Annotated in this window: 26 protein-coding genes and 1 riboswitch; of the genes, 17 read left to right on the top strand and 9 right to left on the bottom strand. The window is 41.0% G+C overall.

Annotation, left to right across the window (positions count from 1 at the left end; all coding sequences use genetic code 11):
• Positions 1-56: 56 nt before the first annotated feature.
• Positions 57-210, top strand: a riboswitch (cyclic di-AMP (ydaO/yuaA leader).
• A 160-nt stretch (positions 211-370) separates the two neighbouring features.
• The 3 genes from P8610_RS16360 (at position 371) to P8610_RS16350 (ending at position 3,620) form a co-directional block, all read left to right on the top strand.
• On the top strand, positions 371-1,006 hold the full coding sequence (locus P8610_RS16360) for a potassium channel family protein (protein WP_394605298.1): 636 nt from the start codon (positions 371-373) through the stop codon (positions 1,004-1,006).
• Between the two features lie 3 nt (positions 1,007-1,009).
• Positions 1,010-2,362, top strand: coding sequence for a TrkH family potassium uptake protein (locus P8610_RS16355; protein ID WP_394605281.1), 1,353 nt, complete (start codon positions 1,010-1,012; stop codon positions 2,360-2,362).
• Between the two features lie 139 nt (positions 2,363-2,501).
• On the top strand, positions 2,502-3,620 hold the full coding sequence (locus tag P8610_RS16350; RefSeq protein WP_394605280.1) for a GerAB/ArcD/ProY family transporter: 1,119 nt from the start codon (positions 2,502-2,504) through the stop codon (positions 3,618-3,620).
• An 82-nt stretch (positions 3,621-3,702) separates the two neighbouring features.
• On the opposite strand, the gene P8610_RS16345 is transcribed toward P8610_RS16350, so the two are convergent.
• A complete protein-coding gene (locus P8610_RS16345) occupies positions 3,703-4,161 on the bottom strand; it encodes a hypothetical protein (protein ID WP_289496816.1) in 459 nt (152 codons plus the stop codon).
• 181 nt (positions 4,162-4,342) lie between these two features.
• Here P8610_RS16345 and hutP point away from each other — a divergent pair, with 181 nt between their 5' ends.
• Positions 4,343-4,777 (top strand): hut operon transcriptional regulator HutP, encoded by a 435-nt coding sequence (gene hutP / locus P8610_RS16340; protein WP_066235971.1) that lies wholly within the window; start codon positions 4,343-4,345, stop codon positions 4,775-4,777.
• 81 nt (positions 4,778-4,858) lie between these two features.
• On the opposite strand, the gene P8610_RS16335 is transcribed toward hutP, so the two are convergent.
• Entirely contained in the window at positions 4,859-4,999 is a 141-nt protein-coding gene (locus P8610_RS16335; protein WP_394605279.1) for a hypothetical protein, read from the bottom strand.
• Positions 5,000-5,127: 128 nt separating this feature from the next.
• Here P8610_RS16335 and hutH point away from each other — a divergent pair, with 128 nt between their 5' ends.
• Genes hutH through P8610_RS16310 form a run of 5 tightly spaced genes read left to right on the top strand, consistent with a single transcriptional unit; the run spans position 5,128 to position 10,823 of the window.
• Positions 5,128-6,654: a histidine ammonia-lyase gene (hutH, locus tag P8610_RS16330; RefSeq protein WP_394605278.1), complete on the top strand. Its 1,527-nt coding sequence runs from the start codon at positions 5,128-5,130 to the stop codon at positions 6,652-6,654.
• Between the two features lie 17 nt (positions 6,655-6,671).
• Positions 6,672-8,333, top strand: coding sequence for a urocanate hydratase (gene hutU, locus P8610_RS16325; protein ID WP_289496814.1), 1,662 nt, complete (start codon positions 6,672-6,674; stop codon positions 8,331-8,333).
• Between the two features lie 15 nt (positions 8,334-8,348).
• Positions 8,349-9,620 carry an imidazolonepropionase gene (gene hutI, locus P8610_RS16320; protein WP_394605277.1) on the top strand — a complete coding sequence of 424 codons (1,272 nt, stop codon included), beginning with the start codon at positions 8,349-8,351 and terminating at the stop codon, positions 9,618-9,620.
• Positions 9,595-10,566 carry a formimidoylglutamase gene (gene hutG / locus P8610_RS16315; RefSeq protein WP_394605276.1) on the top strand — a complete coding sequence of 324 codons (972 nt, stop codon included), beginning with the start codon at positions 9,595-9,597 and terminating at the stop codon, positions 10,564-10,566. The genes hutI and hutG overlap by 26 nt, the downstream gene beginning before the upstream one ends.
• A complete protein-coding gene (locus tag P8610_RS16310) occupies positions 10,563-10,823 on the top strand; it encodes a helix-turn-helix domain-containing protein (protein ID WP_289496811.1) in 261 nt (86 codons plus the stop codon). Before hutG ends, P8610_RS16310 begins: the two co-directional genes overlap by 4 nt.
• Positions 10,824-10,905: 82 nt before the next feature.
• Here the strand turns inward: P8610_RS16310 and P8610_RS16305 are convergent, their stop codons facing one another.
• The gene (locus tag P8610_RS16305; RefSeq protein ID WP_394605275.1) at positions 10,906-11,043 is read right to left on the bottom strand and encodes a hypothetical protein; all 138 of its coding nucleotides are present in this window, start codon (positions 11,041-11,043) and stop codon (positions 10,906-10,908) included.
• 651 nt (positions 11,044-11,694) lie between these two features.
• Here P8610_RS16305 and P8610_RS16300 point away from each other — a divergent pair.
• Complete coding sequence (locus P8610_RS16300; RefSeq protein ID WP_394605274.1) at positions 11,695-13,383, top strand: S8 family serine peptidase; 1,689 nt, start codon at positions 11,695-11,697, stop codon at positions 13,381-13,383.
• A 332-nt stretch (positions 13,384-13,715) separates the two neighbouring features.
• On the opposite strand, the gene P8610_RS16295 is transcribed toward P8610_RS16300, so the two are convergent.
• The 3 genes from P8610_RS16295 to P8610_RS16285 all read right to left on the bottom strand — a co-directional run bounded on the left by P8610_RS16295 (position 13,716) and on the right by P8610_RS16285 (position 16,927).
• Positions 13,716-14,756 (bottom strand): acyltransferase family protein, encoded by a 1,041-nt coding sequence (locus P8610_RS16295; protein ID WP_394605273.1) that lies wholly within the window; start codon positions 14,754-14,756, stop codon positions 13,716-13,718.
• A gap of 165 nt (positions 14,757-14,921) precedes the next feature.
• Positions 14,922-15,956, bottom strand: coding sequence for a sporulation integral membrane protein YtvI (gene ytvI, locus P8610_RS16290; RefSeq protein ID WP_066235986.1), 1,035 nt, complete (start codon positions 15,954-15,956; stop codon positions 14,922-14,924).
• Between the two features lie 146 nt (positions 15,957-16,102).
• Positions 16,103-16,927: a YihY/virulence factor BrkB family protein gene (locus P8610_RS16285; RefSeq protein ID WP_394605272.1), complete on the bottom strand. Its 825-nt coding sequence runs from the start codon at positions 16,925-16,927 to the stop codon at positions 16,103-16,105.
• Between the two features lie 437 nt (positions 16,928-17,364).
• On the opposite strand from P8610_RS16285, the gene P8610_RS16280 reads away from it, so the two are divergent.
• Positions 17,365-18,072, top strand: coding sequence for a TerC family protein (locus tag P8610_RS16280; RefSeq protein WP_394605271.1), 708 nt, complete (start codon positions 17,365-17,367; stop codon positions 18,070-18,072).
• A gap of 238 nt (positions 18,073-18,310) precedes the next feature.
• Here P8610_RS16280 and P8610_RS16275 read toward each other — a convergent pair whose 3' ends face one another.
• The 3 genes from P8610_RS16275 to P8610_RS16265 are packed head-to-tail and all read right to left on the bottom strand — an operon-like array spanning position 18,311 to position 20,998.
• A complete protein-coding gene (locus P8610_RS16275; protein ID WP_394605270.1) occupies positions 18,311-19,291 on the bottom strand; it encodes an ABC transporter permease in 981 nt (326 codons plus the stop codon).
• The gene (locus P8610_RS16270; protein ID WP_289496804.1) at positions 19,284-20,198 is read right to left on the bottom strand and encodes an ABC transporter ATP-binding protein; all 915 of its coding nucleotides are present in this window, start codon (positions 20,196-20,198) and stop codon (positions 19,284-19,286) included. Before P8610_RS16270 ends, P8610_RS16275 begins: the two co-directional genes overlap by 8 nt.
• Positions 20,195-20,998, bottom strand: a complete 804-nt coding sequence (locus P8610_RS16265) for an SGNH/GDSL hydrolase family protein (RefSeq protein ID WP_394605269.1) — start codon at positions 20,996-20,998, stop codon at positions 20,195-20,197. The genes P8610_RS16270 and P8610_RS16265 overlap by 4 nt, the downstream gene beginning before the upstream one ends.
• A 145-nt stretch (positions 20,999-21,143) precedes the next feature.
• Between P8610_RS16265 and P8610_RS16260 the strand changes: the two genes are divergently transcribed.
• The 6 genes from P8610_RS16260 to P8610_RS16235 all read left to right on the top strand — a co-directional run bounded on the left by P8610_RS16260 (position 21,144) and on the right by P8610_RS16235 (position 26,440).
• The gene (locus tag P8610_RS16260) at positions 21,144-22,355 is read left to right on the top strand and encodes a DUF418 domain-containing protein (protein WP_394605267.1); all 1,212 of its coding nucleotides are present in this window, start codon (positions 21,144-21,146) and stop codon (positions 22,353-22,355) included.
• Between the two features lie 448 nt (positions 22,356-22,803).
• The gene (locus P8610_RS16255; RefSeq protein ID WP_394605266.1) at positions 22,804-22,998 is read left to right on the top strand and encodes a hypothetical protein; all 195 of its coding nucleotides are present in this window, start codon (positions 22,804-22,806) and stop codon (positions 22,996-22,998) included.
• A 58-nt stretch (positions 22,999-23,056) separates the two neighbouring features.
• Positions 23,057-23,371 (top strand): ArsR/SmtB family transcription factor, encoded by a 315-nt coding sequence (locus P8610_RS16250; RefSeq protein WP_289496800.1) that lies wholly within the window; start codon positions 23,057-23,059, stop codon positions 23,369-23,371.
• 17 nt (positions 23,372-23,388) lie between these two features.
• The gene (locus tag P8610_RS16245; protein ID WP_394605264.1) at positions 23,389-25,443 is read left to right on the top strand and encodes a heavy metal translocating P-type ATPase; all 2,055 of its coding nucleotides are present in this window, start codon (positions 23,389-23,391) and stop codon (positions 25,441-25,443) included.
• A gap of 84 nt (positions 25,444-25,527) precedes the next feature.
• On the top strand, positions 25,528-26,073 hold the full coding sequence (locus P8610_RS16240; protein ID WP_394605262.1) for a TVP38/TMEM64 family protein: 546 nt from the start codon (positions 25,528-25,530) through the stop codon (positions 26,071-26,073).
• A gap of 79 nt (positions 26,074-26,152) precedes the next feature.
• Entirely contained in the window at positions 26,153-26,440 is a 288-nt protein-coding gene (locus P8610_RS16235) for a metal-sensing transcriptional repressor (protein ID WP_066236004.1), read from the top strand.
• Positions 26,441-26,444: the final 4 nt, after the last annotated feature.

The raw sequence follows: 26,444 nt of genomic DNA, 5'->3' as shown, positions 1-26,444 counted from the left end.
ATGGATTGACATTTAAAAGATGGAGGATTACAGTATATGTAATTCAAAATTTAGCAGGCTTTAGATCGCTGAATTTACAGTTGTTTTTATGGTAAAACTACTGTGAAACGGGGGAACCAATTTTTTGGGGTGAATTTTGCTTTACGCAAAAAGGGATACTCCAATCCCTAATCCGACAGCTAACCCCGTAAGCGTCATGTCACTGGAGAGGTCAATTTGGTGAAAAACCGGACCCGCTTTTTTGTGTGGTCTTTTTTTGCGTTTTTTTACTGATTTACAGAACCTCTTAACCAGCAAGGCTAGAGGACAACGAAGGAAAACTTCATGTAGTTAAGGGGAGAATCGTAATGAAAAAAAACAGTTTGCCGTAATTGGACTTGGTCGCTTCGGGGGCAGCATTTGTAGAGAATTTGCCACTATGGGTTACGATGTCCTTGCAATTGATAATGATATGGAAAAAGTAAATGAATTTGCAACGATTGCTACTCAAGCGGTTCAAGCCAATTCAACAGATGAAAAGGTAATGAAATCTCTAGGAATCCGAAACTTCAACCATGTTATCGTTTCGATTGGAGAAGACATACAAGCCAGTATCTTGACTACCTTGCTTTTAAAAGAAGCGGGCGTAAACAAAGTGTGGGTAAAAGCCCAGAATGATTACCATCATAAAGTATTGGAAAAGCTAGGTGCAGACCGCATTATCCACCCAGAGCGTGACATGGCGCTCAGAGTTGCACAGCTTATTTCTTCAGAAAAAATTATTGATTTTATTGAATTATCACATGAACACAGTATTGTTGAAATCGGGGTAACAGATAAACTTGTAAACAAGACGCTTACCGATCTAGATGTGCGTGCGCGATATGGGTGTAATATTGTTGCCATTAAACGTGGAGATGATATACATGTTTCTCCTATTGCAGACGTTTCATTAGAGTATGGAGATATTCTGGTTGTCATTGGGAAAAATGAGGATCTAAATCGTTTCGAGGATGAAGGAGTGTAAGCTTTGGCACTGCATGTGAAAAATCGTAAACGATTTCTGCACAATCCAATAAAATTGAGTCCTCCTCAATTTTTAGCATTGCTGTTCTTATTTCTTATTTTCGTAGGTACTTGTTTATTGAAGCTGCCAATTGCTCATGAAAAAGCTCTATCATGGATAGATGCCTTCTTTATCGCAACATCTGCTGCAACCGTAACAGGACTTGCTACGGTTGATCCAGGATCTACATTTACCTTGTTTGGTGAAATTGTAATTCTGTTTTTGATTCAAGTTGGAGGACTCGGCGTTATGTCCTTTGCTTCCTTAGTCGTCATTATGATGGGCAGGAAAATATCCATTAAGCAAAGGGTTCTTATGCAAGAGGCATTAAACCAACCGTCGATCGGCGGGGTAATTAGGTTAGTACGAAACTTATTTTTGTTTTCGATCAGTATACAAATGGTTGCTACTATTGTTCTTTCGGTAAGGCTTATACCTGATTTAGGATTTTATAAAGGAATATACTATAGCATATTTCACGTAATATCAGCGTACAATAACGCAGGATTCTCGCTTTGGTCTGATGGGTTAATGGGATATGTGGGAGATCCGACAATGAACCTCGTCATATCGTTCTTGTTTATTACCGGTGGGATTGGTTTTACTGTGTTGGTTGATATGTGGGTAAGCCGAAGATGGAAAACCCTTTCCCTCCATACGAAAGTCATGCTTATTTCCACAGTAATCATCAATGTGATTTCTATTTTACTTTTTTACTTATTTGAATTTAATAATCCTAAAACAATCGGTATGCTTTCAGGTATTGAGCAATTTTGGGCTTCTTACTTCCAAGGTGTTTCTCCAAGAACAGCAGGGTTTAACTCTATCGATATGACTGCGATAAATCCTGATACATCTTTGTTAATGATTCTTTTAATGTTTGTTGGAGCAGGGAGTACTTCAACAGGTGGAGGAATTAAGCTGACAACATTTGTAGTTATTCTTTTTACTGTTGCAGCATTTTTGAAAGGCAAAGAAGATACGGTTATTATGAAACGAACCATTAGAAATGCAGTCGTGTATAGAGCACTTGCTATCACAACCATTTCCATTTTGTTTATTTTTGCAGCATTGTTTATTATCACATATGTCCAGAAAGACACCTCTTTTATGATGATCGTATTTGAAGTCATTTCTGCTTTTGGTACGGTAGGGTTAAGTATGGGGCTTACCCCAGATCTAACTGTTATTGGAAAAGCAGTCATCTGTGCTGTGATGGTTTTCGGAAAGTTAGGTCCATTAACATTGGCGTTTAGTCTTGCTAAACAATCAAAAGATAATATTCGTTATCCTGATGGTGAAGTATTTACAGGGTAGAAGAATGAAAGCTAACTCAGAAGGGATAATCCCTTTTCAAGAGTTAGCTTTTTTGGCTATTTATGGGTTAAAGACTTTTCTGTTGGGAATGCTAAAACAAGATTTATAAGCATTTCAGCGGAAAGGAAGGGAAATCGTCATGCAAAAAATTAAAGAAGCTTTTCTCGTGTCTCCCTTTCTTGTCTTTTTCCTTGTGCATTCTGAACAAGTTGGTGTTGGAGTTCTAGGTTATCAGAGAATCATTGCAAAATATGCTGGTTATGATTCTTGGATCTCGGTCATTATCGCAGCCGCTTTTGTACATATACTTATATGGATGATCTATTATGTGCTTGACAATGGTGACGGAGATATCGTGACCATCCATAAATCTTTGTTTGGCGGGCTTCTTGGTAACATGTTTAATCTCGCTCTTTTACTTTACTTTCTATTATGGTCCATTACTGTTTTAAGAACGTATATCGAAGTGATACAAGTATGGATGTTTCCTACCTTAAGTACTTGGAAAATCGCTGTTGTCTTTCTCTTATTAACATATTACGTCGTTTCTTCAGGTTTTCGAACAGTTGCAGGAATCTGTTTCTTAGGAGTCGTCATTCCATTAGGATTAATCCTTTTGTTGGTTTATCCACTAGAGTTCACTCATTTTTCTAATCTGTTGCCTGTATTTGATGAAAACCTTAAAGATTATTTATCAGCAACGAAAAACATGATGCTCAGTTACCTCGGATTTGAGACGCTGCTCGTTTTTTATCCATTTATAAAAAACGCAAAACGCTCTCAAAAATTTGCGCATCATGCTAATATCTTTACCTTTATGATGTATTTACTGGTTACGCTGTTCTCGTTTGCTTTCTTTAGTCAAGAACAGTTGGCCAGAAATATATGGGCAACGCTTTCTATGGTGAAAATCGTACAAGTGTCATTTGTGGAGCGCTTTGACTTTGTGTTCGTATCCATGTGGTGCCTTGTGATCCTTCCCAATATTACACTTGCAATATGGTGCTCGAGCCGGGTAGCAAAATTAATGTTGAACATTCGTCAGCATGTAACACTTATTGTTTTATTAGCCATTATTTTGGTTTCATGCATCTTTTTAGATACCCGATTAAAAATCAACTTGCTCAATAATTACACGAATAAAATTGGTTTTTACTTGGCGATCAGTTATATTCCACTTATATTTATTGCAACGTTCTTCAAAAAACAGTTAAAAAAGAAAAGAAAAAATAACGAGCAAGCATCACCGACTACTTGATTTAAATAAAAAAACTGCTAAACCTCTCACCTGAAGTAAAGATGAAGTGGCTTAGCAGTTTTTGCATTTATACAAAGGAGAATTAAGCTTGAAGCAGCAAGGTTAACCGATTTTTATGTTTCTCTCGCTGAAAATCATCAGACGTGTTATGCCAATTTTGCAGGGTTTCGTTGATCAGCTGTTTAACCATATGCTTCGCCCAAACAACATACGCGCCATATATGTCACCTTTGAAAAAACTTGTTAACATATTGTTTTCAGGGCCGAAAAAGAATCCGAGCTGATCGTGTATGAGTGTAGCTTCTTCCATTGAAAAAGGCATGATTTTATCTGAGAGCGTAAATTGATAGGAGTTGTTTTCCTTCTTTATAAATGAGATGGCATAAAGTTGACCATCTGGAAGAAAACCTTTAGTCGTAGGCAAGAGCAATATAGGGTTATGTCCTTTGTCATATGCAATAAAAAAGTCATTCGCATTTTCCTCAAACTGCGGTGTTCGTGACATTGAAGCAAGTGCAATTTCTTTTTGTACGTTTAACATGTTACAACCCTCATTCCGTTATATTCTTACTTACATTCTTACCGCTAGATTGCTAGATTATACATGTCTTTTTCTTTACTGTAGTGCCGTGATAAGTTGTTGAAAGGGAATTGACGGACAAATTGTAAACGCATACACTAGAGGTAGTTATTAGCCGTGAGCAGAAAGAGTGGTTCATGAAATGGCATTATCGAACGAGCGTTTGATTGGAAAGATGGCTATGTTAGGTGTATTAGACGAAAGCTATCTGCCTGAAATTGAAAAACAGGGCTGGAAGTATTGCGTAGGCAAAGCCGGTTCGATGGATTCTCAAAAGGTAGTAGCTGCGATTGAAACAGCAGCCAAAAATGAACAGGTGATTCAAAGCGGGATTTATCGCGAAACACATTCCCTTTACCATGCGATCATGGAAGCTTTTCATGGTGTGACTAGAGGACAGGTTCAACTAGGAACGGTTCTTAGGACTGTCGGTTTACGGTTTATTGTTGTCCGCGGCAATCCTTATGAAAAGAAGGAAGAAGGGGACTGGATAGCGGTCGCTTTATACGGAACGATCGGTGCTCCTGTAAAAGGGTTGGAGCATGAAGCGATCGGACTCGGTATTAATCATATTTAAATAGTGCCCATAGCAACTAGTGATGAGGGGGCGTATTCGAAGGTAGTTTTCTTTCGGGTGCGCTCTTTTTGTTTGTAACTTTTAGAGCAGTTCTTGTTGAGTTTGAAAGTGGTTGATTTCCGTTTCAGATGCTCGCTTTCCGCGGGGCAGGCGGTGAGCCACATTCGTACGTTTCACGTATAAGTGTATCACCTGCCCGCCTGTCCCGCAGGAGTCTCGCATCTTACACTCCAATCAACCGCTCAATGAAGTTTTCTAAGCGACAATTTTCACAGTTGCAAGAAAAATTACGCACCTTGCAATCTTTGATGAAGAAGAAAAATAAAGACATTAATAAATGAGGGATGATGATGATTACATTAACAGGTAATACGCTTTCTATGGAAGAGATCAAGCGGATTCTGCATGATAACGAACCCGTAGAAGCTTGCCCGATCAGCATGAAAAAAGTTGCTGACAGCCGGAAAGCGGTTGAAGAGATCGTGGCTGAAGGTAAAGTGGTATACGGGATCACGACTGGCTTCGGAAAGTTTAGCGATGTTTTTATTTCTAGAGACGATGTGGAAACACTTCAGATCAACCTGATCCGCAGTCATGCGTGCGGGATCGGGGATCCGTTTCCTGAGACAATCAGTCGTCTTATGCTTATTTTAAGAGCAAATGCTCTCTTAAAAGGATTTTCGGGTATCCGACCAGTAGTGATTGAACGGTTGTTAGAGCTAGTGGAGAAGAGTGTCCATCCCGTTGTTCCACAGCAAGGGTCCCTAGGAGCGAGCGGTGATCTGGCTCCACTTTCTCATTTAGCACTGGTCTTAGTAGGTGAAGGAGAGGCGTATTACAAAGGAGAGCGTCTTCCTGGTCAAGAAGCATTAAAGAGAGCTGGTATTGAACCCGTTGTGTTAACGGCTAAAGAGGGACTTGCTTTAATTAATGGAACACAAGCCATGACAGCTCAGGGAATTGCAGCGTATATAGAGGCTGAGCGTATCGGGCTCATGGCTGATGCCATCGCTTCTTTAACAACTGAGAGTTTAAGAGGAATTACAGATGCATTTGATGAAGACGTGCATCTTGCAAGAGGATATAAAGAACAAGTAGAGGTGGCAGAGCGTCTTAGAGCGTATTTAGAAGGCAGTCAGCTCACTACTAAGCAAGGTGAGATCAGAGTGCAAGATGCGTATTCGTTAAGATGCATCCCACAAGTACACGGAGCATCTTGGCAAGTACTTGGTTATGTAAAAGAAAAACTTGAGATTGAAATGAACGCTGCAACAGATAATCCGCTGATTTTTGATAATGGAAACAAGATTATTTCAGGGGGGAATTTTCATGGTCAGCCGATCGCCTTTGCGATGGACTTCTTGAAGCTTGCAGCAGCGGAGTGGGCGAATATTTCGGAACGCCGCATCGAGCGAATGGTCAACCCTCAGCTGAGCGACTTGCCAGGTTTTCTAAGTCCGAATCCTGGACTTGAGTCTGGTGCGATGATCATGCAATATGCAGCAGCATCGCTTGTGTCTGAAAATAAAACGCTTGCTCACCCTGCAAGTGTTGATTCGATTCCTTCATCTGCGAACCAGGAAGATCATGTAAGTATGGGGACGATTGCTTCAAGACATGCAGCGCAGATCATTGCAAATGCAAGAAGAGTGCTGGCAGTAGAATTAATCTGTGCGATGCAGGCGGCAGATTTCAGGGGACCTGAAAAACTCGCTCCCAAAACAAAAAAAGTTTACGAGCATGGAAGAATCGTTTGTCCGACAATCCAATGTGACCGTATGTTTCACAGGGACATGGAAGCTGTTGCTTCATGGATTCTTGACCAATCTTGGAATGAAATTTTAATCGGAACAAAAGCTCAAAAGTTAGCACATTAAAAAGGAGGTATTTTTACATGTCAAACGTAAAACATTCTATATCAGCTGCTAGAGGTACAAAATTATCAGCAAAAGGGTGGGTTCAAGAAGCGGCCATCCGAATGCTGATGAATAACTTAGATGGGGAAGTGGCGGAGAATCCAGATGAACTCGTTGTTTATGGCGGTATCGGAAAAGCAGCCCGCAACTGGGATTCTTATCATAAAATCATTGAAACACTTGAACGTTTAGAAAATGATGAAACCCTTCTTGTGCAATCGGGGAAACCAGTTGCTGTATTTAAGTCACATACTGATGCACCACGCGTTTTGCTTGCAAACTCTAACCTTGTTCCTGCATGGGCTAACTGGGAGACGTTCCGTGATTTAGAAAGAAGAGGTCTGATGATGTACGGCCAGATGACGGCAGGAAGCTGGATCTATATTGGAACGCAAGGCATTCTGCAAGGAACGTATGAAACGTTTGCAGAAGCGGCACGCAAGCATTTTAACGGATCCTTAAAAGGAACGATAACACTAACTGCCGGTCTTGGAGGAATGGGTGGAGCGCAGCCTCTTGCAGTAACGATGAATGATGGTGTTGTGATCGCGATAGATGTAGATGAAACAAGAATTCAGCGCCGTTTGGACACAAGATATCTAGATAAAAAGACTGAAAGCTTAGAAGAAGCATTAACGATGGCTAAAGAATATGCGGCAAAAGGTGAGCCTTTGTCCATCGGACTGTTAGGAAACGCAGCTGAACTTTTACCAAAGATGATTGAGATGGGTGAGATACCTGATCTAGTTACTGATCAGACATCTGCGCACGACCCGCTGCATGGTTATTTGCCAGTTGGGTTCACGATGGAAGAAGGGGCAGAACTTCGTAAACGCAACCCGGACCAATACATTGAGAAGTCAAAGAAATCGATGGCGATTCATGTAGAGGCGATGCTTGAAATGCAAAAAAAGGGTGCTGTTGTTTTTGATTATGGCAACAACATCAGACAAGTTGCATTCGACGAAGGAGTAAAAAATGCCTTTGATTTCCCTGGATTTGTTCCAGCGTTTATCCGTCCATTGTTCTGTGAAGGAAAAGGACCTTTTAGATGGGTAGCGTTATCGGGAGATCCGGAAGATATCAGAAAAACAGATGAAGTAATTTTACGAGAGTTTAGTGATAACGAGCACCTCTGCAAATGGATCAAGATGGCACAAGAAAAAGTTCAGTTCCAAGGCCTTCCTTCACGTATCTGCTGGCTGGGGTATGGAGAGCGCGCGAAGTTTGGAAAAATCATCAATGAAATGGTCGCTTCTGGAGAACTGTCAGCACCAATCGTGATTGGGCGTGATCACTTGGATTGTGGTTCAGTTGCTTCGCCAAATCGCGAAACAGAAGGAATGATTGATGGCAGTGATGCGGTTGCAGACTGGCCAATTTTGAACGCGATGATTAATGCAGTAAATGGTGCAAGCTGGGTGTCTGTACACCATGGCGGAGGTGTTGGGATGGGTTATTCCCTTCATGCTGGAATGGTCGTTGTCGCAGACGGAACAGAAGAAGCCGCACGCCGTTTAGAGCGTGTATTAACAAGTGACCCTGGAATGGGGATCGTAAGACATGCTGATGCAGGCTATGACTTAGCAATAGAAACGGCAAAAGAAAAAGGCGTTGACTTGCCGATGATCGAGAAATAAAAAGGAGTGTGGAAAATGCTAGATACTTTGATTTTGGCCGGACAGGTGGTTGTCCCAGAAAGTAAGGGAAGAGCGCTTCGCGGAACGGAAATGAATGAGCTTAAAATCATTGATAACGGTGCAGTTGGAATAAAAGATGGCGTAATTGCTTTTATTGGAACAGCTGAAGAAGCGGAATCACTACAGGCAAAAGAAACGATTGATGCAGCAGATAAACTGTTATCACCAGGCTTAGTAGACCCTCATACACATCTTGTGTTTGGGGGATCTCGTGAGCATGAGCTTGCACTAAAGCAGCAAGGTGTTCCTTATTTAGAAATCTTGGCGCAAGGCGGCGGAATTCATTCCACCGTTAAAGCGACCCGTGAAACAAGCGAGGAAGCTCTTTATGAAAAAGGGCTGTTCCATTTAAACAGATGTTTAACATACGGTGTCACGACCATGGAAGCAAAAAGCGGGTATGGACTCGATAAGGAAACAGAACTGAAACAGCTGAGAGTGGCCAAGAAGCTGAATGAAACGCACCCAATTGACCTTGTGTCCACTTTTTTAGGCGCGCATGCAATCCCTGAAAATTATAAAGGCAGACCGGATGCATTTTTAGAAGAGATGCTCTCAATGCTAAGCGTTATCTCAAAAGAAGGTTTAGCAGAGTTCGTAGATATTTTTTGTGAGACAGGCGTATTTACGGTCGAACAATCTAAAGTGTTTTTACAAAAAGCCAAAACAGCAGGATTTGGAGTAAAGATTCATGCTGATGAGATCGACCCGCTTGGCGGAACTGAGATGGCTTGTGAGATTGGTGCTGTTTCAGCAGATCACTTAGTCGGAGCGAGTCGTGGCGGTGTTCGAATGCTTGGGGAGTCAGATACGATTGCGGTTCTTTTGCCAGGCACAACGTTTTATTTAGGAAAAGATCAGTTTGCACCAGCTCGAGACATGATCACAAGCGGCGCAGCAGTTGCTCTTTCTACCGATTTTAACCCTGGAAGTTCACCGACTGAAAACCTGCAGTTCATCATGAATCTGGCAGCATTGAAACTGAAGATGACACCAGAAGAAATCTGGAATGCTGTAACGGTTAACGCAGCTTATGCGATTGGACGCGGTGATGTGGCTGGCAGTTTAGAAGAAGGAAGAAAAGCAGACCTCGTATTATGGGATGTACCAAACTATAAGTATGTTCCATATCATTATGGCGTTAACCATGTGCATAAAGTCTGGAAAAAAGGAAAGCTGGTAGTTGGAAAGGGAGATGTGCATGCAAACTATACCCTTTCTAAGTAAATCAGGCTCAGCGCCATTTACCGATCGTGGCATTAAAAAAGCCGGTCAGCTTTTGCGGCCGTGGGCAGGAGAGGAAGTCAGAGGAGTAGCAATCGCAGGTGCTCCGCTCTCTAAAACATCCATCTCTCATTCAGGCGCTCATTTATCACCCCAAACGATTCGTACGATGATGCATGCGTTTTCCACTTATAGCATTGAAGAAGAAACCGATATGTGGGATCACATCATTACCGATTTTGGTGATATCGAAATGCATGTGACGGATCTGTTTGAGTCTCAATCACGTATTTATTCAGCGTTAAAAGATCTTCAAGATCAGCATAAGGATGCGCTGGTTATTACCCTTGGCGGAGATCATTCGGTATCCGCTGGAGCGATAAAAGCCTTTCAAGAAACAAGAGGAAAGGTAGGTATCATCCAGTTCGACGCCCATTTCGATCTCCGAAATACAGAGGATGGCGGTCCATCGAACGGAACACCATTCCGTCAGCTCATTGAAAATGGTGTGATCAGAGGTAATCAGCTTATACAGATTGGAATTCGTGATTTCTCAAATGGAAGATTATATCATGATTATGCAAAAGACCAAGGAGTTACCGTAAACACGATGGGTGATATCAAAAGAGAAGGTCTTCTTTCATTGCTGCAAAAATCAGTTGACCAGTTAAAACAGACAACAGATAACATATATATTTCACTGGATATGGACGTGTTGGACCAAGCCTATGCACCAGGTTGTCCAGCTATCGGGCCAGGAGGATTAGACAGTGATTCATTAATTGAAGGGATTCAATGGCTCGCACAAGATTCATCTGTAAAAGGCATGGACATTGTAGAGATCGATCCAACCCTTGATTTTCGGAATATGACGAGCCGTTTAGCTGCATATATCATCATGCAATTCACGCTTTTCTATAACAAGAGAGAAGGAGGTACAACGAAATGAGTGATTTTGGAAAATTTATTGAGATGTCTAGAAATCAAAAAGGCTTAAGTAAATCCGAGCTAGCTCGCAGACTAAGTATCACGCCACAGTATATGGCTGATATTGAAAAAGGCAGGATGATTCCGTCTGAGGAAAAGATAGAGAAGCTGGTTAAGACGCTTGAACTGAACGAAAAAGAGGCATTTAAACTTGCAGATAAACTGCCGCTGCGTGTGTTGGCAGAAGCAAAACAAGAGTATTATAAGCATGGGTCTTAAGGTTATTTTGGAAGCCTGCCATTATTGGTAGGCTTTTTGTATTTGATGTTCTTGAAAGAGGTTGACTTCCTTTCCAGGTGCTTCACTTTCCGCGGGGCAGGCGGTGAGCCACATTTGGACGTTTCACTCTTAAGTGTCTCACCTGTCTAGTTGCAGTGGCTAGCCCCTCGAGGTCAAAAGTTAAATGGTCCACAAGACAAAGTGCGTCTTGATTGCCCATTTACCTTTTGCTTGTCGGGGCTGAACGAGCCACTTCCACATTTCGGACTGTCTAGTTACAGTGGCTAGCCCCTCGAGGTCAAAAGTTAAATGTTCCACAAGACAAAGTGCGTCTTGATTGCCCATTTACCTTTTGCTTGTCGGGGCTGAACGAGCCACTTCCACTTTTCGGACTGCCCGCCTGTCCCGCAGGAGTCTCGCAAAAAGATAAAACTGACAGCAACAAACTTTTAGAAAAGAGATTATTATACTCGTTCGCGCAGTAAGAAGTAGTTTCCACGCAGTTAAGGTGTATTTACACGCGCAGTAAAGTTCCGGTTTCACGCGCTATAAGCCTTGTTGCGCGCAGTATGCTATCTGGTTCACGCAGCAGCTATTCAAATCTCCTCTAACAAGTTCTTTCCAAGTGGGATTTTTGGTTCAGCGTAGGGAAAAAAGCGCCGTATACTACTTTGGAAGTATAAAAGAGGTTAAATAAACCAAACAAACTTACTAAATGGATAACTTTTTGTCAAAAAAAGACGACATCGTACCGACTCTAAAAATCAACCCTATGCCTTATCCTCATTCATCCGATTTCTGTTTAATATGGAAGTAATCACCAACAAGTGACAAAATTTTCAGATTAAATAGGAAGTAGGAGGTTTTTAAGGTGAACAAGAGTAAATTTGCAGCAACGACATTTTTAGCGGCGACGATTATGCTTACACCTTTCTCGGTCATGGCAGAAAGTCCGAAACAGGTAACCGATCAAAAAATATCAGAGGCAATGGTAAATCTTAATGAAAATAAACTTTTCGATAATCTTGAAAGTAGACTGGAGCAGCTGAGTTCAGATGAAAAGGTACCCGTTATTATCCAGTTTAATGAAGAATTCGCACAAGGAAAGGCTTTCGAAAAACTGTCTTCAAAGATTGGTGTTTTCAAAAAATCATTCGAATACAAGGTCATTAACGGGATGGCAGCAACCATGACCAAAAAGCAGGTTATGCTTCTTGAGCATTTGCCTTTTGTAAAACAGGTTGAATACGACGCGCCAGTTCAAATGAACTTAGAAACGGCAAACAATTGGTTTGGTACCGCGAAAGCACGTGCCGATTATGGACTGACAGGTGACAGAGATGGGAATGAGCGTTCATACACTAAAAATGACAGTGTAGTAGCTGTCATTGATACTGGAATTGATGCATCACACGTTGATCTGGATGGCGGAAAAGTAATTGGCTGGAAAGACCTAGTGAACAATCGTACTGCACCTTATGATGACAATGGTCATGGGACTCACTGTGGAAGCATCGTTGCGGGTGAAGGGGATGCCAATCCTGCTAACAAAGGTGTTGCACCAGGTGCAGCTTTAGTCGGTGTAAAAGTTTTGGACAGCAAAGGGTCAGGAAGCATGAGTACCGTTACGGCTGGTATTGATTGGGCTGTTCAAAATAAGGATACGTACGGAATTGAGGTCATTTCCCTTAGCCTTGGTACATCTGGAAGTTCAGATGGAAAAGATGCGACTTCAGTAGCGGTAAACAATGCATCTGCTGCTGGACTTGCTGTAGCGGTTGCAGCAGGGAATTCAGGACCATCTTCATCTACAATTGGATCACCAGGAGCGGCTGATAAGGCGATCACAGTTGGAGCAGGCGCTGATCTTGGTGAAGGTGGATTTAATCTGGCATATTTTTCATCTAGAGGTCCAACAGCTGACGGCAGAGTGAAGCCAGATATATTTGCACCGGGATATAACATTACAGCAGCAAAAGCGAACTCAGGCAATCAATATATATCATATAGCGGTACAAGTATGGCAACCCCATTTACCGCAGGGACAATAGCACTCATGCATGATGCTAATCCTTCTATCACAGAACCGCAAATAAAAAATGCATTGTACTCTACGGCTATCGATTTTGGAAAGGCGGGTAAAGATAATGAATACGGCTATGGCAGACTAGATGGACACGCTGCAGTTAAAACAGCAGGCGGATTAAGTGGATCAGGCCCTGCTGTACCTGATCATTTTTATAAGCGTGGCAGTCTGAGTTCAGGTGGATCTCAAACTTTCTCACTTAATGTAACGTCAACATCATATCCAATATCAATGACTGTCATCACAGAAAATTATAGCCCAGGATGGCTCATCTTCCCAGCATCACACAACTATACGGTATCTTTAATTGACCCAAGCGGGAAAACAGTAGTTAGTTCATCGCAAAATGAACGTCAAGATCATGCGTTCTTCAAGCCGACAACCACAGGAGTCTATCAGGTAAAAGTCTCATCCAGCAGAGGAAGCGGGGCATATGATCTAGACGTCAGTGCAGGAGCATCTAGTTTAAATTAATTGAAGTTTAAGGTGCGTGCCTGCAGCTTAAGAATCTTGCGTTGAAGATTCATGCTGCACTGTTGTTTTGGAAGCAGCTCCTTTTATGCTCTAGGATGTTTGCTTTTTAATATTACTTTCTTCTTAGATAAGTTGATTGGAGCGTAAGGTGCGAGACTCCTGCGGGATGAGTGGGGCAGGTGAGACTCCTGAAAGCGCAAAGCGCTAGGAGGCTCACCGCACACCCCGCGGAAAGCGAGCACCTGGAGCGGATATCAACCCCTCACAAGAACTACAAATTTACATTTAAAAAAACCGCAGCGCTCATAGGCAAGCTGCGGTTATTTCTTTATTTAACTTTCACTCTCTCTTGGCTGAGGAGGCTTCGGTTTTAATAACTTCTTTAGCTTTGACCAGCGCAGTTCAATGAACGGCTGTGCCAGAGCAATAACAGGTTTGCTCGCTAAAAACAGTGTCACGATAACAGCTAAGAAAAGAATCATAAAGTATGCACCATTTTCTTCTATCGATGCAAATAAATCAGTTGTAAATAAATACTTCAGCACAAATCCATGCAGCAAGTAGATATATAATGTCCGTTCACCAAACTCCGTGAAAAACAATTTTCGGCGTGGCAACAGTGCTAAGAAGCTGAATGTAGCAGCAAACATCACCCCGTACATCCCTAGCCTAATAAACCCACCGTACCACGTATTGTATCCAAGGATTTCAGAATATGAAGATGAGGACAACAGCCATTCTTTTGTACCATCCGGAAAAATAAAATGATACGCGATAAATAAAACAATTAGGAATGCAGCTGATACCGCTTTTGCTGTTGGCTTTAGGATCTTCTTAAAGTCTCTCTTCTCAAGCAGATGTCCCAGCAGAAATACTGGGAAGAAGACAAACGTTCGAAGCAGACTTAAAAATGTTCCGATATCGTGAATATAACCTACAGCAACACCAATTCCGATGGCAAGTACGAGCGGATATTTCATCTTGACAAAGACTTTTAATAGTACGTTCCAAAAAACCAAACTCAACAAGAACCAAAGTGTCCAATGCGGTGAGAAAAAGTCTAATTTCACTTCACTCTTGCCATACAAATCATAATAGAAAAAGCTGTAGATTAACTGAAAAACTAAATAAGGAATAAGAACTTTTTTAAAGATTTTAGGCAGATAGCCGTCACGCCAAACCCCTTTTGTGAAAAATCCTGCGATAAGGATAAAGGCAGGCATATGAAACGTGTAGATAAAGTTATAAATCGTGTAAAGCCAATCGTTTTGACTTTTTATCGGGGAAATAAAGTGCCCGAACACGACTAGGAAAATAAGTATAAACTTTGCGTTGTCGAAGTAATAATCGCGTTCTTTCGTTGCAGTGCTCATCAAGATTCCTCCAATAATTATTCACCATGTAAAGTATTCGTCTGAATTCCGCATTTGTTTTCCTTCATTTCTATAATTCCCAAGATAGTAGGTGTTTCTAACCTATTAATTAGAAAAAAACGCATTTCCTATTAAAAAGGAAACACGTTTTCATGGTTTGCTTCATTAAAAATCAATTTTTATTTTAATAAATCCTGCACTTCTTAACGCTTCGTATATGATGACGATTGCAGGACCAACAATTAAACCAATAAAACCTAAGAGCTGGAAACCAATATAGAGCGAAACTAGTGCAGCCAGTGCAGATATCCCAAGACTTGATCCTAGTATTTTCGGTTCTATGATTCTTCGGACAATCGTAATTACACCGAACATGATTAAAAGTCCGAAAGCAAGATGATCATTATTGTTGATAAAGAAAGAGTACGCTGCCCACGGAACTAGGAACGAACCTGTACCAAGGATAGGGAGAATATCAACAATAACGATTAACAGAGCGAGTATAACCGCATACTCTACGTCTAGAATCATTAGCCCTATTAAAGCTAATAGATATGTAACGAAGCTTAAGATGATTTGTGCTCTAAAAAACCCTACGGTTGCTCTGGATAACTGACTAAAGACCAGTTCAACTTTTTCACGTGCTGATGTTGTGAACAAGTTAAGAAACTCGGCATAAAGCCGTGGAAGGTCCAGTGAAAATAAAAATACTGCGACTACGTAAATAATAAAATAGATCAGTAATCCAGGAATGGCAGTGATCAATCCTAAAATACCTGAAGTTAAATTTTTTGCTGTTTCAACCCCATAATCCTTTAAACCTACTAATCCCTCTTCAAGCGTTCTGACCACTTCAGGAGGTAATGTAGCATAAAAGTTTTCCATTTCATAAAACGTATTTTCTGCTACTTCAAACAGATGAACAGAGTAGGATGGAAGAACCGTTATAAACTCAATCACCTGTATAACAAGCGTTGTTGTTAGCCAGTAAGAAAGTATTCCGAATCCAGCAAGATACAATATAAATGTAACAGTGACGGCCAATAATCGTCTGCCTTTAAAAAGTCTAATAAACAATTTCACTACTGGTTCTAGCATTATAGCCGTAAGCAATGCAAGAAGGAGAGGTATACTGTAAAAGACAAAGATGACGATTCCGGCAAGCAAAACGAGTAATAAGATTAAGTTTTTTACAGTCATTTTCCAGCCCCAATCCCCGTAATTTTTATCCAGTCAGCATTTTGGTATCATTATCCATTATGACCGAAAAAAAAGATGTAAATTCTTCGTATATACACAATGATGTTACGATAATGTGAAAAAGTCAATTGAAGAAAGTGAAGTTTTCAAAAATCTTTTTTATTTTTCAACTGCCATTTTAAAGCCAGTATCGCATTCAACTGTCCGCCTGCAATTAAGATCATGGCAGAGATATAGAACCACACCATCAATGTTAATAATGCGCCTAAATTTCCGTATATTTGTCCGTAATCAAAAATAAGTACATATGAAGAAAAAAGATAAGAAAACAAATGCCATCCAGCCGTTGAAAAAATAGCTCCAGGCCAAACGTTGCGAAAAGTGAGATTTACGTTTGGGGCAAATCTATACAGAGCGGAAAAGATAGAAAGCAGTACGGAAAAGCCGATTAAATAACGTGCAGTCTCCCAAATATGCCAAACGGGATGTGAAAACCCTGTTCGTTCAAATATGTATATCCCGATCGTTCGTCCGAATACAGGCAGTAAAAGAGCTGTAATAACCGCAATAACAAGCCCGAACGTTAAGAACATGCCTAAGAAGAGTTCTTTAAAAAAGGGACGGCTCTCTTCTACTTGATAGGCTTGATTGAACACACGGATGATGGCATGTGTCCCTATAGTCGCGAGCCAGATCATAATGATTAATGATAGAGATAAAACATCGCCTCTATGTTCATCCAAAACAGCAACTAGATTATACTCTAGTAAAGTATATGCTTCTTCTGGTGCGATAGACTGGAAAAGAGAAAGAACATAAGCGGATGAGATAGGCAAAAAGCTCAGGACGGTAAAGATAAGAAAAATAAAAGGAAACAAAGAGACTAAAAAATAGTAGGCAAGCTGTGCAGACAAATCGAATACTTTATCTTCAAAAAAACGATGAAACCACTGTTTCATAAACCAGCGCATGAGGGCAGCCTCCAAAATAGATCATTCTAAGGTATCTATCATGCATTATTCCCGTAATGAAAAAAAAGAACGCTTTTTCTGAAACAAAACGTTCACTCATTCGTATCAATGACTTGATGTTGATGACTCAATGCTGTTCAAGATTCATTTATCTGCGTCTTGATAAACAACAGTGGTAACTGCAAAAACAACTAAAGGAGAGGTTACTTGTGTAGGTTGAGGCTGGATAATCGGACAACAACATGGAGAAAATGTCTCGACAAAATAGTGGGACGCCACAAAACAGAACACAGGATTTGTACTTATTAAAACAAGGCAGAACACATGCAGTGTACTCATTTTTTTAAGTGGTATGCACGCTGAGAATATTCATTTCCCTTTTCAATAGACATAGGGTTATACTATTATACAGATGTTCAACAGGGAGGATTTTTTAAATGGATTTTATTACACCAGATTTCTGGTCAGCCTTATTGGCGATCGTTGTTATCGACCTAGTCTTGGCTGGTGATAACGCTATTGTAATCGGCTTGGCTGCTAGAAACTTACCAAAAGAAAATCAAAAGAAAGTTATTATCTGGGGTACTGTCGGTGCTATCGTTATTCGTGCGGCTGCAACACTTGCTGTTGTATGGCTTCTTAAGATTCCAGGTTTGCTTCTTGCAGGTGGACTGATTCTTTTATACATTGCTTACAAACTGATGGTAGAAGAGAAAGATCATGATATTGAAGCACAAAACAATGTTTGGGCTGCAATTAAAACAATCATTATTGCGGATGCGGTAATGGGACTTGATAACGTACTTGCAGTAGCAGGGGCGGCACACGGTGATTTCCTACTCGTAGTGATCGGCTTGTTAATCTCAGTACCGATCGTTGTTTGGGGAAGCACATTGTTCTTAAAAGTAATTGATAAATATCCGTTTATCATCACTATCGGAGCTGGTGTTCTTGCATGGACAGCTTCTAAAATGATCGTTGGCGAAAAGTTTATGAAGCCTTATTTTGAAAATGGCTTTGTAAAATATGGATTTGAAATTCTGGTGATTCTTCTTGTTCTAGGAATCGCTACCCTTAAGAAAAGAAAGATTGCTGAAGAAAGAGCATCAGCAGAGACGAACCTATCAAAAAGTGAAGCACAATAAAACCGCCTAGTGCGGTTTTTTGTTTTGTAATCTAATGTGTGATTTTGCTTGAATTGTAGTGAGCTAGACAATTGGACAGATTATGTTGTCAAATGGCTAAATTATCGTGCTGATCAGACAGATTATTGATTGAATCAGACAGATTAACTCCGAGAATGGACAGATTAGGCCCTCAATTCAAATAACGAGACACATAAAAAAGGAAACCGGCTTCGGTTTCCTTTTCCAATTTCCTATCTTAGTAGATATCTCTTTTAGAAAACGTAACAAATGCAATGATGAACCCAGCAATACCCCATACGGCAAGGACGCTCATCGAGAAGCCCAAAGACATTCCTTCGATCGGAGTCGCCATTCCGCTTACATAGTTTGTAAGGTTCAAGTTCACCATAAAGAAGTATTTCGCGCTTTCCCAAGAAGATACCATGTTTGCTAGAATAGCACCTGCAATGAGAGACGCGAGCATAATTCCAATAACGGCTGCTGTGCTGCGCAGGAGTACGGATAGCATGAAGGTCAGTGTACCTACGATCATACAGACGTACCATACGAGTCCAAACTCCATCAGAATATATTGCCACTGAGGAACGATGTGTACATTATCTGTTAAAAGTTCATCGCCTGAGACTGTGAATCCTGTCAGTAAAGGCATGTTCCAGCCGCCATAGCCAAATACCACTCCAGAAATCCCGTAGGATAGGACAGCGACGGATAAGACGATAAACGAAACTGAAAGCAGCATTGCTAAATACTTGCTTAGTAGAATTCGCCATCTTTTTACAGGCCGTGTAAGCAGCAGCTTGATCGTACCGCCACTGGCTTCTGATGATACAAGATCAGCTACAATTACCATTACGAGAAGCGGAAGAAGAAGATCAATCGAGTTTTCAACAAATATTCGCATGAACGTGGGTGCCCCAGGTGCACGGGGATCAATGTCGTTCTCTAAATAATATTGCTGCTGAGAAAGTCTAATCTTCAAATACTTTCGCCATTCATCTTGAATACGGCTGGAGCTTAATCGATTCTGTGTATCAGTAATCTCTTGCTGCAGAACCGTTCGCCAATCTTGATTGCCTAATTTTTCACGCTGCTCTTGAATTTCTTTAAACTGTGCATAAGTAAAAAGAGGGACAAGGAAGGCGATAATCAGGATAATGACGTATAGCCTTTTTTTTCTAAGAAGCTTTAACATTTCATTCCGGACAAGATTAATCAATACTTTCGCCTCCTGTTACTTCTAAGAACAGATCTTCTAACGAAGGAAGCTGAGTTCTCATTTCTTTAACTTTTACTCCGGCCTTTACGAGTTTTGCATTCCAATCTGGCAAAAGCGGTTCATTGTATAAAGTGATCAGTGTATCATCCGCACCTTCAGTTACTTCGGTTTCCTCAGACAGAAGCTGTTTTGCAAGTGTTAGGGGTTCCGCTTTCCAGATCACTCGTTCTTGTTCCGCTAGCAAATTTTGAACTGAATCCGTCCGAAGCACAGCCCCTTTCGAAATGATCGCGACTCTGTCACACATGAGCTGAATCTCACTCAATAAGTGAGACGAAACAAGAACGCTTAAGTTTTCCTCGCGTGCCAGCTTGCGGATGAATTCACGCATTTCACGTATACCAGCAGGATCTAGTCCGTTTGTAGGCTCGTCCAAAATAAGAACTTTCGGTTTTCCTAATAGAGCTTGTGCAATGCCGAGGCGCTGTCTCATTCCAAGTGAGTAGGTACTCACTCTGTCGTGAATACGATTAGATAAACCAACAAGTGTAACGACTTCATCTAATCTTGATTTTGGAATAGAGTTATCCATTTTGGCAAAGTGTTCAAGGTTTTCCCAACCCGTCAGGTAGGGATACAGTTCAGGGTTTTCAACGATACATCCTAAATGTTTCATCGCTTCAGTAAACTCTGTCCGCACATTTTTACCGCCGATTTTTATCGTTCCTGAAGTGGGGGAGATCAAGCCGACAATCATTCGGATAGTTGTCGTCTTACCCGCTCCGTTCGGTCCAAGAAAGCCAAATACCTCTCCTGGTACAAGGGTAAAAGAAACACCTTTAATGATCTGCTTGCCTTTTATTTTTTTCGTTAGATTTTCTACTTGCAGTGCTGGGACTTGGCTCATGATTTCTTTTCCTCCTGTTCAAAGTTGATCAGTGAGGCTACACGTTCTGCGATCAGCTTATAACCTTCAGTGTTAGGGTGGAATTGATCGGTATATAAATAGTTTTCAACTTGAAGCTGAAAAAGATCAAAAGTAGGGATGTAGACAATATTTTCATAGCCTGCTGCTGTTTCGGCAGATTGAAAGTTCCAATCTCTTACGATTGAAGAAGTGGTACTCGCATCAGGCATATTGCTAAAAGGGTTGTACAATCCTACATGGTATATGACCGCATCTTTATTAAGCTCTCTTAGCTGCGAGTAAATCTTTTTAACATTGTTTAAATAGATCTGCTTTTTGCCGTTGATCGCGTTCATGTCTAGCGACTCTAATGCGGCACCTTGCTGAAATAAGTCATTACCGCCAATCGTCATAACAATAACATCAGCTTGTTTGGCTTGACGCTGTATCTCACTTTGCTGAAGCTGCTTTAATAGCCCGCGTGAAGTTTCCCCTTTTATTGCGGTATTGAGAAGATTGATGTCTTGATCTGTCTTATCATTTAATCGTTCTGTTAAGTAACCGGTGTACCCTTTGCCATCAGCATCACCCGTTCCGCGGGTTAAAGAATCTCCCAATGCAAAAATGGTGAGTGTGCCGTCTTGCTTTTTCGTTGTTGTTGACTCTGTTTTTTCTTTTGGCTGTTCCACTTTCTCATTAGCAGAAAACTGATCTTGCAACGTCCAGCCTAGACCAAACAGCCATAACAAAGTAGCTGCAATAGAGACAATCGATACGATCGTTAACGTATATTTTTTCAAAACCGCTTTCATCCTTCCCAAAATGCATGATCTGTTCTTATTAGGATAGCAAAAAATGAATCATATTCTAACTTTTTTGCCTATTTACGGTAAAATAAACCAAAGGGAGTGGAATCATGCGAAAAAAATTGAAGTGGGGCCTATTATGAAGTTAACGCCAGTAAAAGATCATGAACGGATACAGTCCTTAGATATCATGCGCGGCATAGCCATATTTGGCATATTACTCGTAAATATGAAGTCCTTTTCCGGACCTGATTCACCAATCCGTGCGTTAAGCTATGAATATTTCAATGAACCATACAACGTTTGGACAAATGTGCTGTTAGAGTTTTTCGTTCAAGGAAACTTTATTACGATGTTTTCGTTTTTGTTTGGATTTGGCATCGTTTTGATGGGAGAGAGGGCAGCAGAGAAAAATCGCAGTTTTGCACCTGTCTTCCTAAGAAGGCAGTTCGTTCTCCTGATTTTTGGCATCCTTCATGTGCTCCTATTTTGGTACGGAGATATCTTGATCATGTATGCTGTAGTTGGTTTACTCATGCTTGTATTTTATCGATTTCCTAGAAATGTGCTGCTCATCACAGGGCTGGTTTTGATTACAGCATACAGCTTATTTATGACCACATTAACGTATAACTATTGGACAAGCGGAACTGCACTAGCATATCAAAGCACTCAAAATGAACTTCAAGAACAGGAGATTCAACAGTCGATTGAAATTTATAGTGAGGGTACCTACACTGAAATCATGCAGGAAAGAATTAGAGAATGGACAGACTTAAACCGTTATTTTCTATTCTTTATAGCAGGTCTTTTACCAATGTTTTTGTTCGGTGCATTTGCCGCTAAAAAAAGAACGTTCACAAACAGAGGGTTATGGAAACTTTGGCTGCTGTCACTCATACTTGGAGCTGGGAGCAAAATCCTTCCGGTTATTTTCTTTCCTTATAAAGGGGAGGATTGGCGCTATGACACCGCGATGTCATGGGGATATGAGTTTGGCGGAGCGATGATGAGCATCTTTTATATATGCAGTATTGTACTTCTGTACCGGGGCGGTAAGTTTAAACGTTTGTTTAACTATTTTCAGTTTACAGGCCGGATGGCTTTTACCAATTACTTAACACAATCCATTATTGCTACAACGATTTTTTACAGTTATGGTTTCGGCCTATACGGAGAATATGGCCCGCTTACAGGGGTTTTTATCGCTGCAGCCATTTTCACACTGCAAGTGCTGTTTTCGAAGTGGTGGCTTCAAAGATACACCATGGGACCGCTTGAATGGGTGTGGAAAACATTGACCTATGGTAAAAAGCAAAGATTAAAAAGAGCAGAAGCAAGCAACGGTTAAAGAAGCTGTGAACGCAGCTTCTTTTTGTTTGAGATTGTTTTCGTAAAACAGTGTTGCTTTTGAGAGGAGTTGATTTCCGCTCCAGGTGGCTCGCTTTCCATGGGGCGTACGGTGAGCCTCCTGCCGCTTTGCGACATTAGGAGTCTCCACCTGTCTAATTTCATTGGCTAGCCCCTCGAGGTCAAAAGTTAAATGGTCATGAAGGCAAAGTGCGCCTTCCTAGCCCATTCACCTTTTGCTTGTCGGGGCTGAACGAGCCACTTCCACTTTTCGTACTGACCGCTCGTCCCATAGGAGTCTCGCCACCTTCTGCTCCAATCAACTTGTCAATGAAGAGAATGAAAAATGCCTATTCGTATATAGCTTCTAGAAAGTCACTTTTCTAAAAGATTGATGCTTTTTCAAGTTCATTTTTATTTGCTTCTGTGTCAGTTGATTGGAGTGCAAGATGCGAGACTCCTGCGGGACAGGCGGGCAGGTAAGACTCTTATACGTTAAACGTACGAATGTGGCTCACCGCCTGCCCCGCGGAAAGCGAGCAGCCAGCCTGGAACGAAAATCACCCACTTTCAAGAGCAACAAAGACTCCCCAAACAGCATTTTGCTTTGCACATTTTTCAAATATTCGTTACACTCTAAGTAACATATATGAGCATATGTTCATATAATGATTGAAAGGTGATAATGAAAGGGTGGCTGGGATGTCTGATCAAAATAACAAATATGAACAACTTGATGAGGAAACACTATTTATCGTATCTCAAACTTTCAAAGCACTCTCAGATCCTACGCGCATCCGAGTTTTGCATTTGTTAGGGGAAAAGGAATGCAGTGTTTCAGAAATAGCAGAAGAACTCGCACTCATGCAATCCACAGTTTCTCATCAATTACGCTTTTTGAAAAATTTAAGATTAGTAAAATTTAGACGTGCAGGAACAACACTTTATTATTCAATAGATGATGAACACGTTATGACTCTCTTGCATCAAACGATACATCATGCAAGACACGACTAAAGAGAGGAGGGGGAAATATGAAAGAGCATAAGATTACAGGATTATCTTGCGGTCACTGCGCCTTAAGATTACAAGAGGAGATACAGCAGCTTCCTGGCGGTGAAGAAACGAAAGTTCAATTCAACTCCAGTAAGATTGTTTTGGATGAGAAAATGGATATGAGAGCAGTTCGTTCTATTCTTTCTTCAGAAAATGTACGCTTTGAATCAGACGGAGAGCCAACAGGACCGAACTGGCTGATGATCGGTTTATATGTTTCTGTAGCGTCTTTTATTGCAGCATTAGGCGCAGAATGGGCACTGAATTCTTCGTATATACCCATTCTGTTATATGCGATAGCCACAATCACTTCAGGTTATTCAACGTTTATGAAAGGCCTTCGCAATCTTACAAAGTTCAAATTCGATATAAACACATTGATGACAGTCGCGCTGATAGGGGCGGTTGCGATCGGAGAATGGAAAGAAGCTGCACTTGTTGCCATTCTGTTTGGAATCAATGAACTGCTTGAATCATATGGAATGGAAAAGGCACGCCGTTCAATGGAGACTTTATTAAAGGTTGCTCCAAAAGAAGCTCTGCTTTTAAAAGATGGTAATACAGAAACCATTTCGATTGAAGAATTAAAAGTCGATGATGTGGTTCTCGTGAAAACCGGTCAAAAGATACCATCAGACGGTATTGTCGTTTATGGTAAAAGCTCAGTAAATGAAGCTGCGATAACGGGCGAATCGCTGCCTGTAGAAAAAGAGAACGGGGAACCGGTTTTTGGCGGAAGTATCAATAATGAAGGTGTTCTTCACGTGAAAATCACGAAAACGTACAATCAATCAGCACTATCAAAAATTTTGGCTCTCGTCCAAGAAGCACAGGAATCAAAAACACCGACTGAGCTGTTTATCAACCGTTTTGCAAATTATTACACACCCATTATCATGATTATCTCTGCACTCGTTATACTGGTGCCACCGCTTTTATTAAACGAGCCGTGGGGTGAGTGGTTTTATCAAGGTCTTGCCGTATTGATCGTTGGCTGTCCTTGCGCTCTTATTCTTTCATCACCAATCGCTATTTTGTCTGGAATCACGGTAAATGCACGAAACGGCATTCTGATTAAAGGCGGAGCTTATTTAGAACAACTCGGAAAAATAGAGATCATCGCGTTTGATAAAACAGGTACTTTAACCTTAGGAGAGCCGCACGTTGTGGCAGAGCAAGCGTTTCACCCTGATTTTTATAAAGTGGCATACGCCATTGAAAGATCTTCGTCTCATCCGTTAGCAAAAGCGGTTATTGCGAAGTGCAGGGAACTCGGTACAGAAGAAATTGAAGCCGAGGAGATCACAACTGTTTCTGGACAAGGAATTACAGCAATTGTGAACGGAAAAACATATCGACTAGGAAACGAAAAGATAATTGGTGATATACAAGCGGACGGAAACGTAGAAAGTGTAATTACTTCATTAAAAGATGAAGGAAACACAATCGTATTGGTAGCAAGTGAAAGTGAAATTCTAGGTGTGTTTGCCATAGCGGATGAGATCAGAACAGAAAGTCCAGCTATCATCCGGGCTCTTCATGAAAAAGGTGTTAGAGAGACTGTGATGCTAACGGGAGATCATCCCGCAGTAGCGGAAAAAGTAGCAAAACGTACAGGAGTTTCCGCTTTCTTTGGAGGTTTGCTGCCAGAAGAAAAGGTAGAAAAGGTAAAGTCACTAAAAGCGAGTGGAAAAGTAGCCATGATCGGTGACGGAATTAATGATGCACCTGCACTGGCAACCGCTGATTTAGGAATTGCAATGGGAAAAGGAACAGACAGTGCCATTGAGACGGCAGATATCGTTCTTATGCAAGATCATTTAGGCAAACTGCCAGATGCTGTTCAGGTATCCAGAAAAGTAAACAGAATCATCAAGTGGAACATTGGTTTATCGCTTGGACTGAAACTTTTGGCTCTACTCCTTACCATCCCAGGGTGGTTAACGTTATGGATCGCGATTTTATCTGATATGGGCGCAACTATCCTTGTAACGCTAATCAGCTTAACCGTTTTACTTCATAACCGAAAATAAGTAAGACCAAAGCCATGCACTCGCATGGCTTTTTTAGTAGGATAGATAAGATAAGGGGAAGCTTTTAGAGGAGGAACGTACATAATGTCGGAAACCGTATTAACCTTTTTTCAAGAATATAGCGAATGGGCCATTTTGATCTCTATTTTGCTTAATATTGTGATCGCGATTTTAGGTGTCGTTCCATCTGTTTTTTTAACCGGTGCCAACATTATTTTCTTTGGCTTTTGGAATGGTACCTTCATTTCATTTATCGGAGAGGCTGCAGGAGCTGCAGTTTCGTTCGCTTTATATAGAAAAGGGTTTAAACAGGCTACAAGAAAGAAGCTAAACGGGTACCCCCGGGTGGTAAGATTGTTAGAAGCAAAAGAGAAAGATGCGTTTCTTTTAATCGTATCTCTAAGGTTATTGCCATTCGTTCCATCAGGAGTAGTTACATTTGCAAGTGCGATCGGAGCTGTTTCAGCAGGGGTTTTTATTTTAGCAAGTTCGATTGGAAAAGTGCCGGCACTATTGCTTGAAGCTTATTCGGTCTATAACATTGCAGAGTGGAACATGGAAGGAAAGATAATTTTAGGGGCAGCAGCTGTAATAGGTATCTACACAATTGTTAAAAAGAATAGAACATAAGCTAATAATTTGCATACCATAGGGGGGGTATAGTATATTATAAAGTATAAAGCATCCCATTATGAAAGGGTGATACGCTATGGAACAAAAAACACATCGCTGCGACAGTGATAAACAAGATTTAAACAATCGTTTAAAAAAGATAGAAGGCCAGGTGCGCGGTCTTCAAAAGATGATCGAAGAAGACCGGTATTGTATTGATGTTCTCGTGCAGATATCCGCGGTAACAGCAGGTTTAAAAAGAGTCGGCTTTCAACTGATGGAAAGCCACACACAGCATTGTGTAGCAGATGCGATCAAGTCTGGGAATGGTGAAGACTCTATTGAAGAATTGATGAGAGTAATTAAACAGTTCTCCAAATCGTAAAAAG

It is taken from the genome of Fictibacillus sp. UD (assembly GCF_043558025.1).
In the GTDB taxonomy this organism is placed as follows: Bacteria; Bacillota; Bacilli; order Bacillales; family Fictibacillaceae; genus Fictibacillus.
The sequence above is the reverse complement of the archived record's forward strand: the minus strand, read 5'-3'. Positions and strand labels throughout refer to the sequence as shown.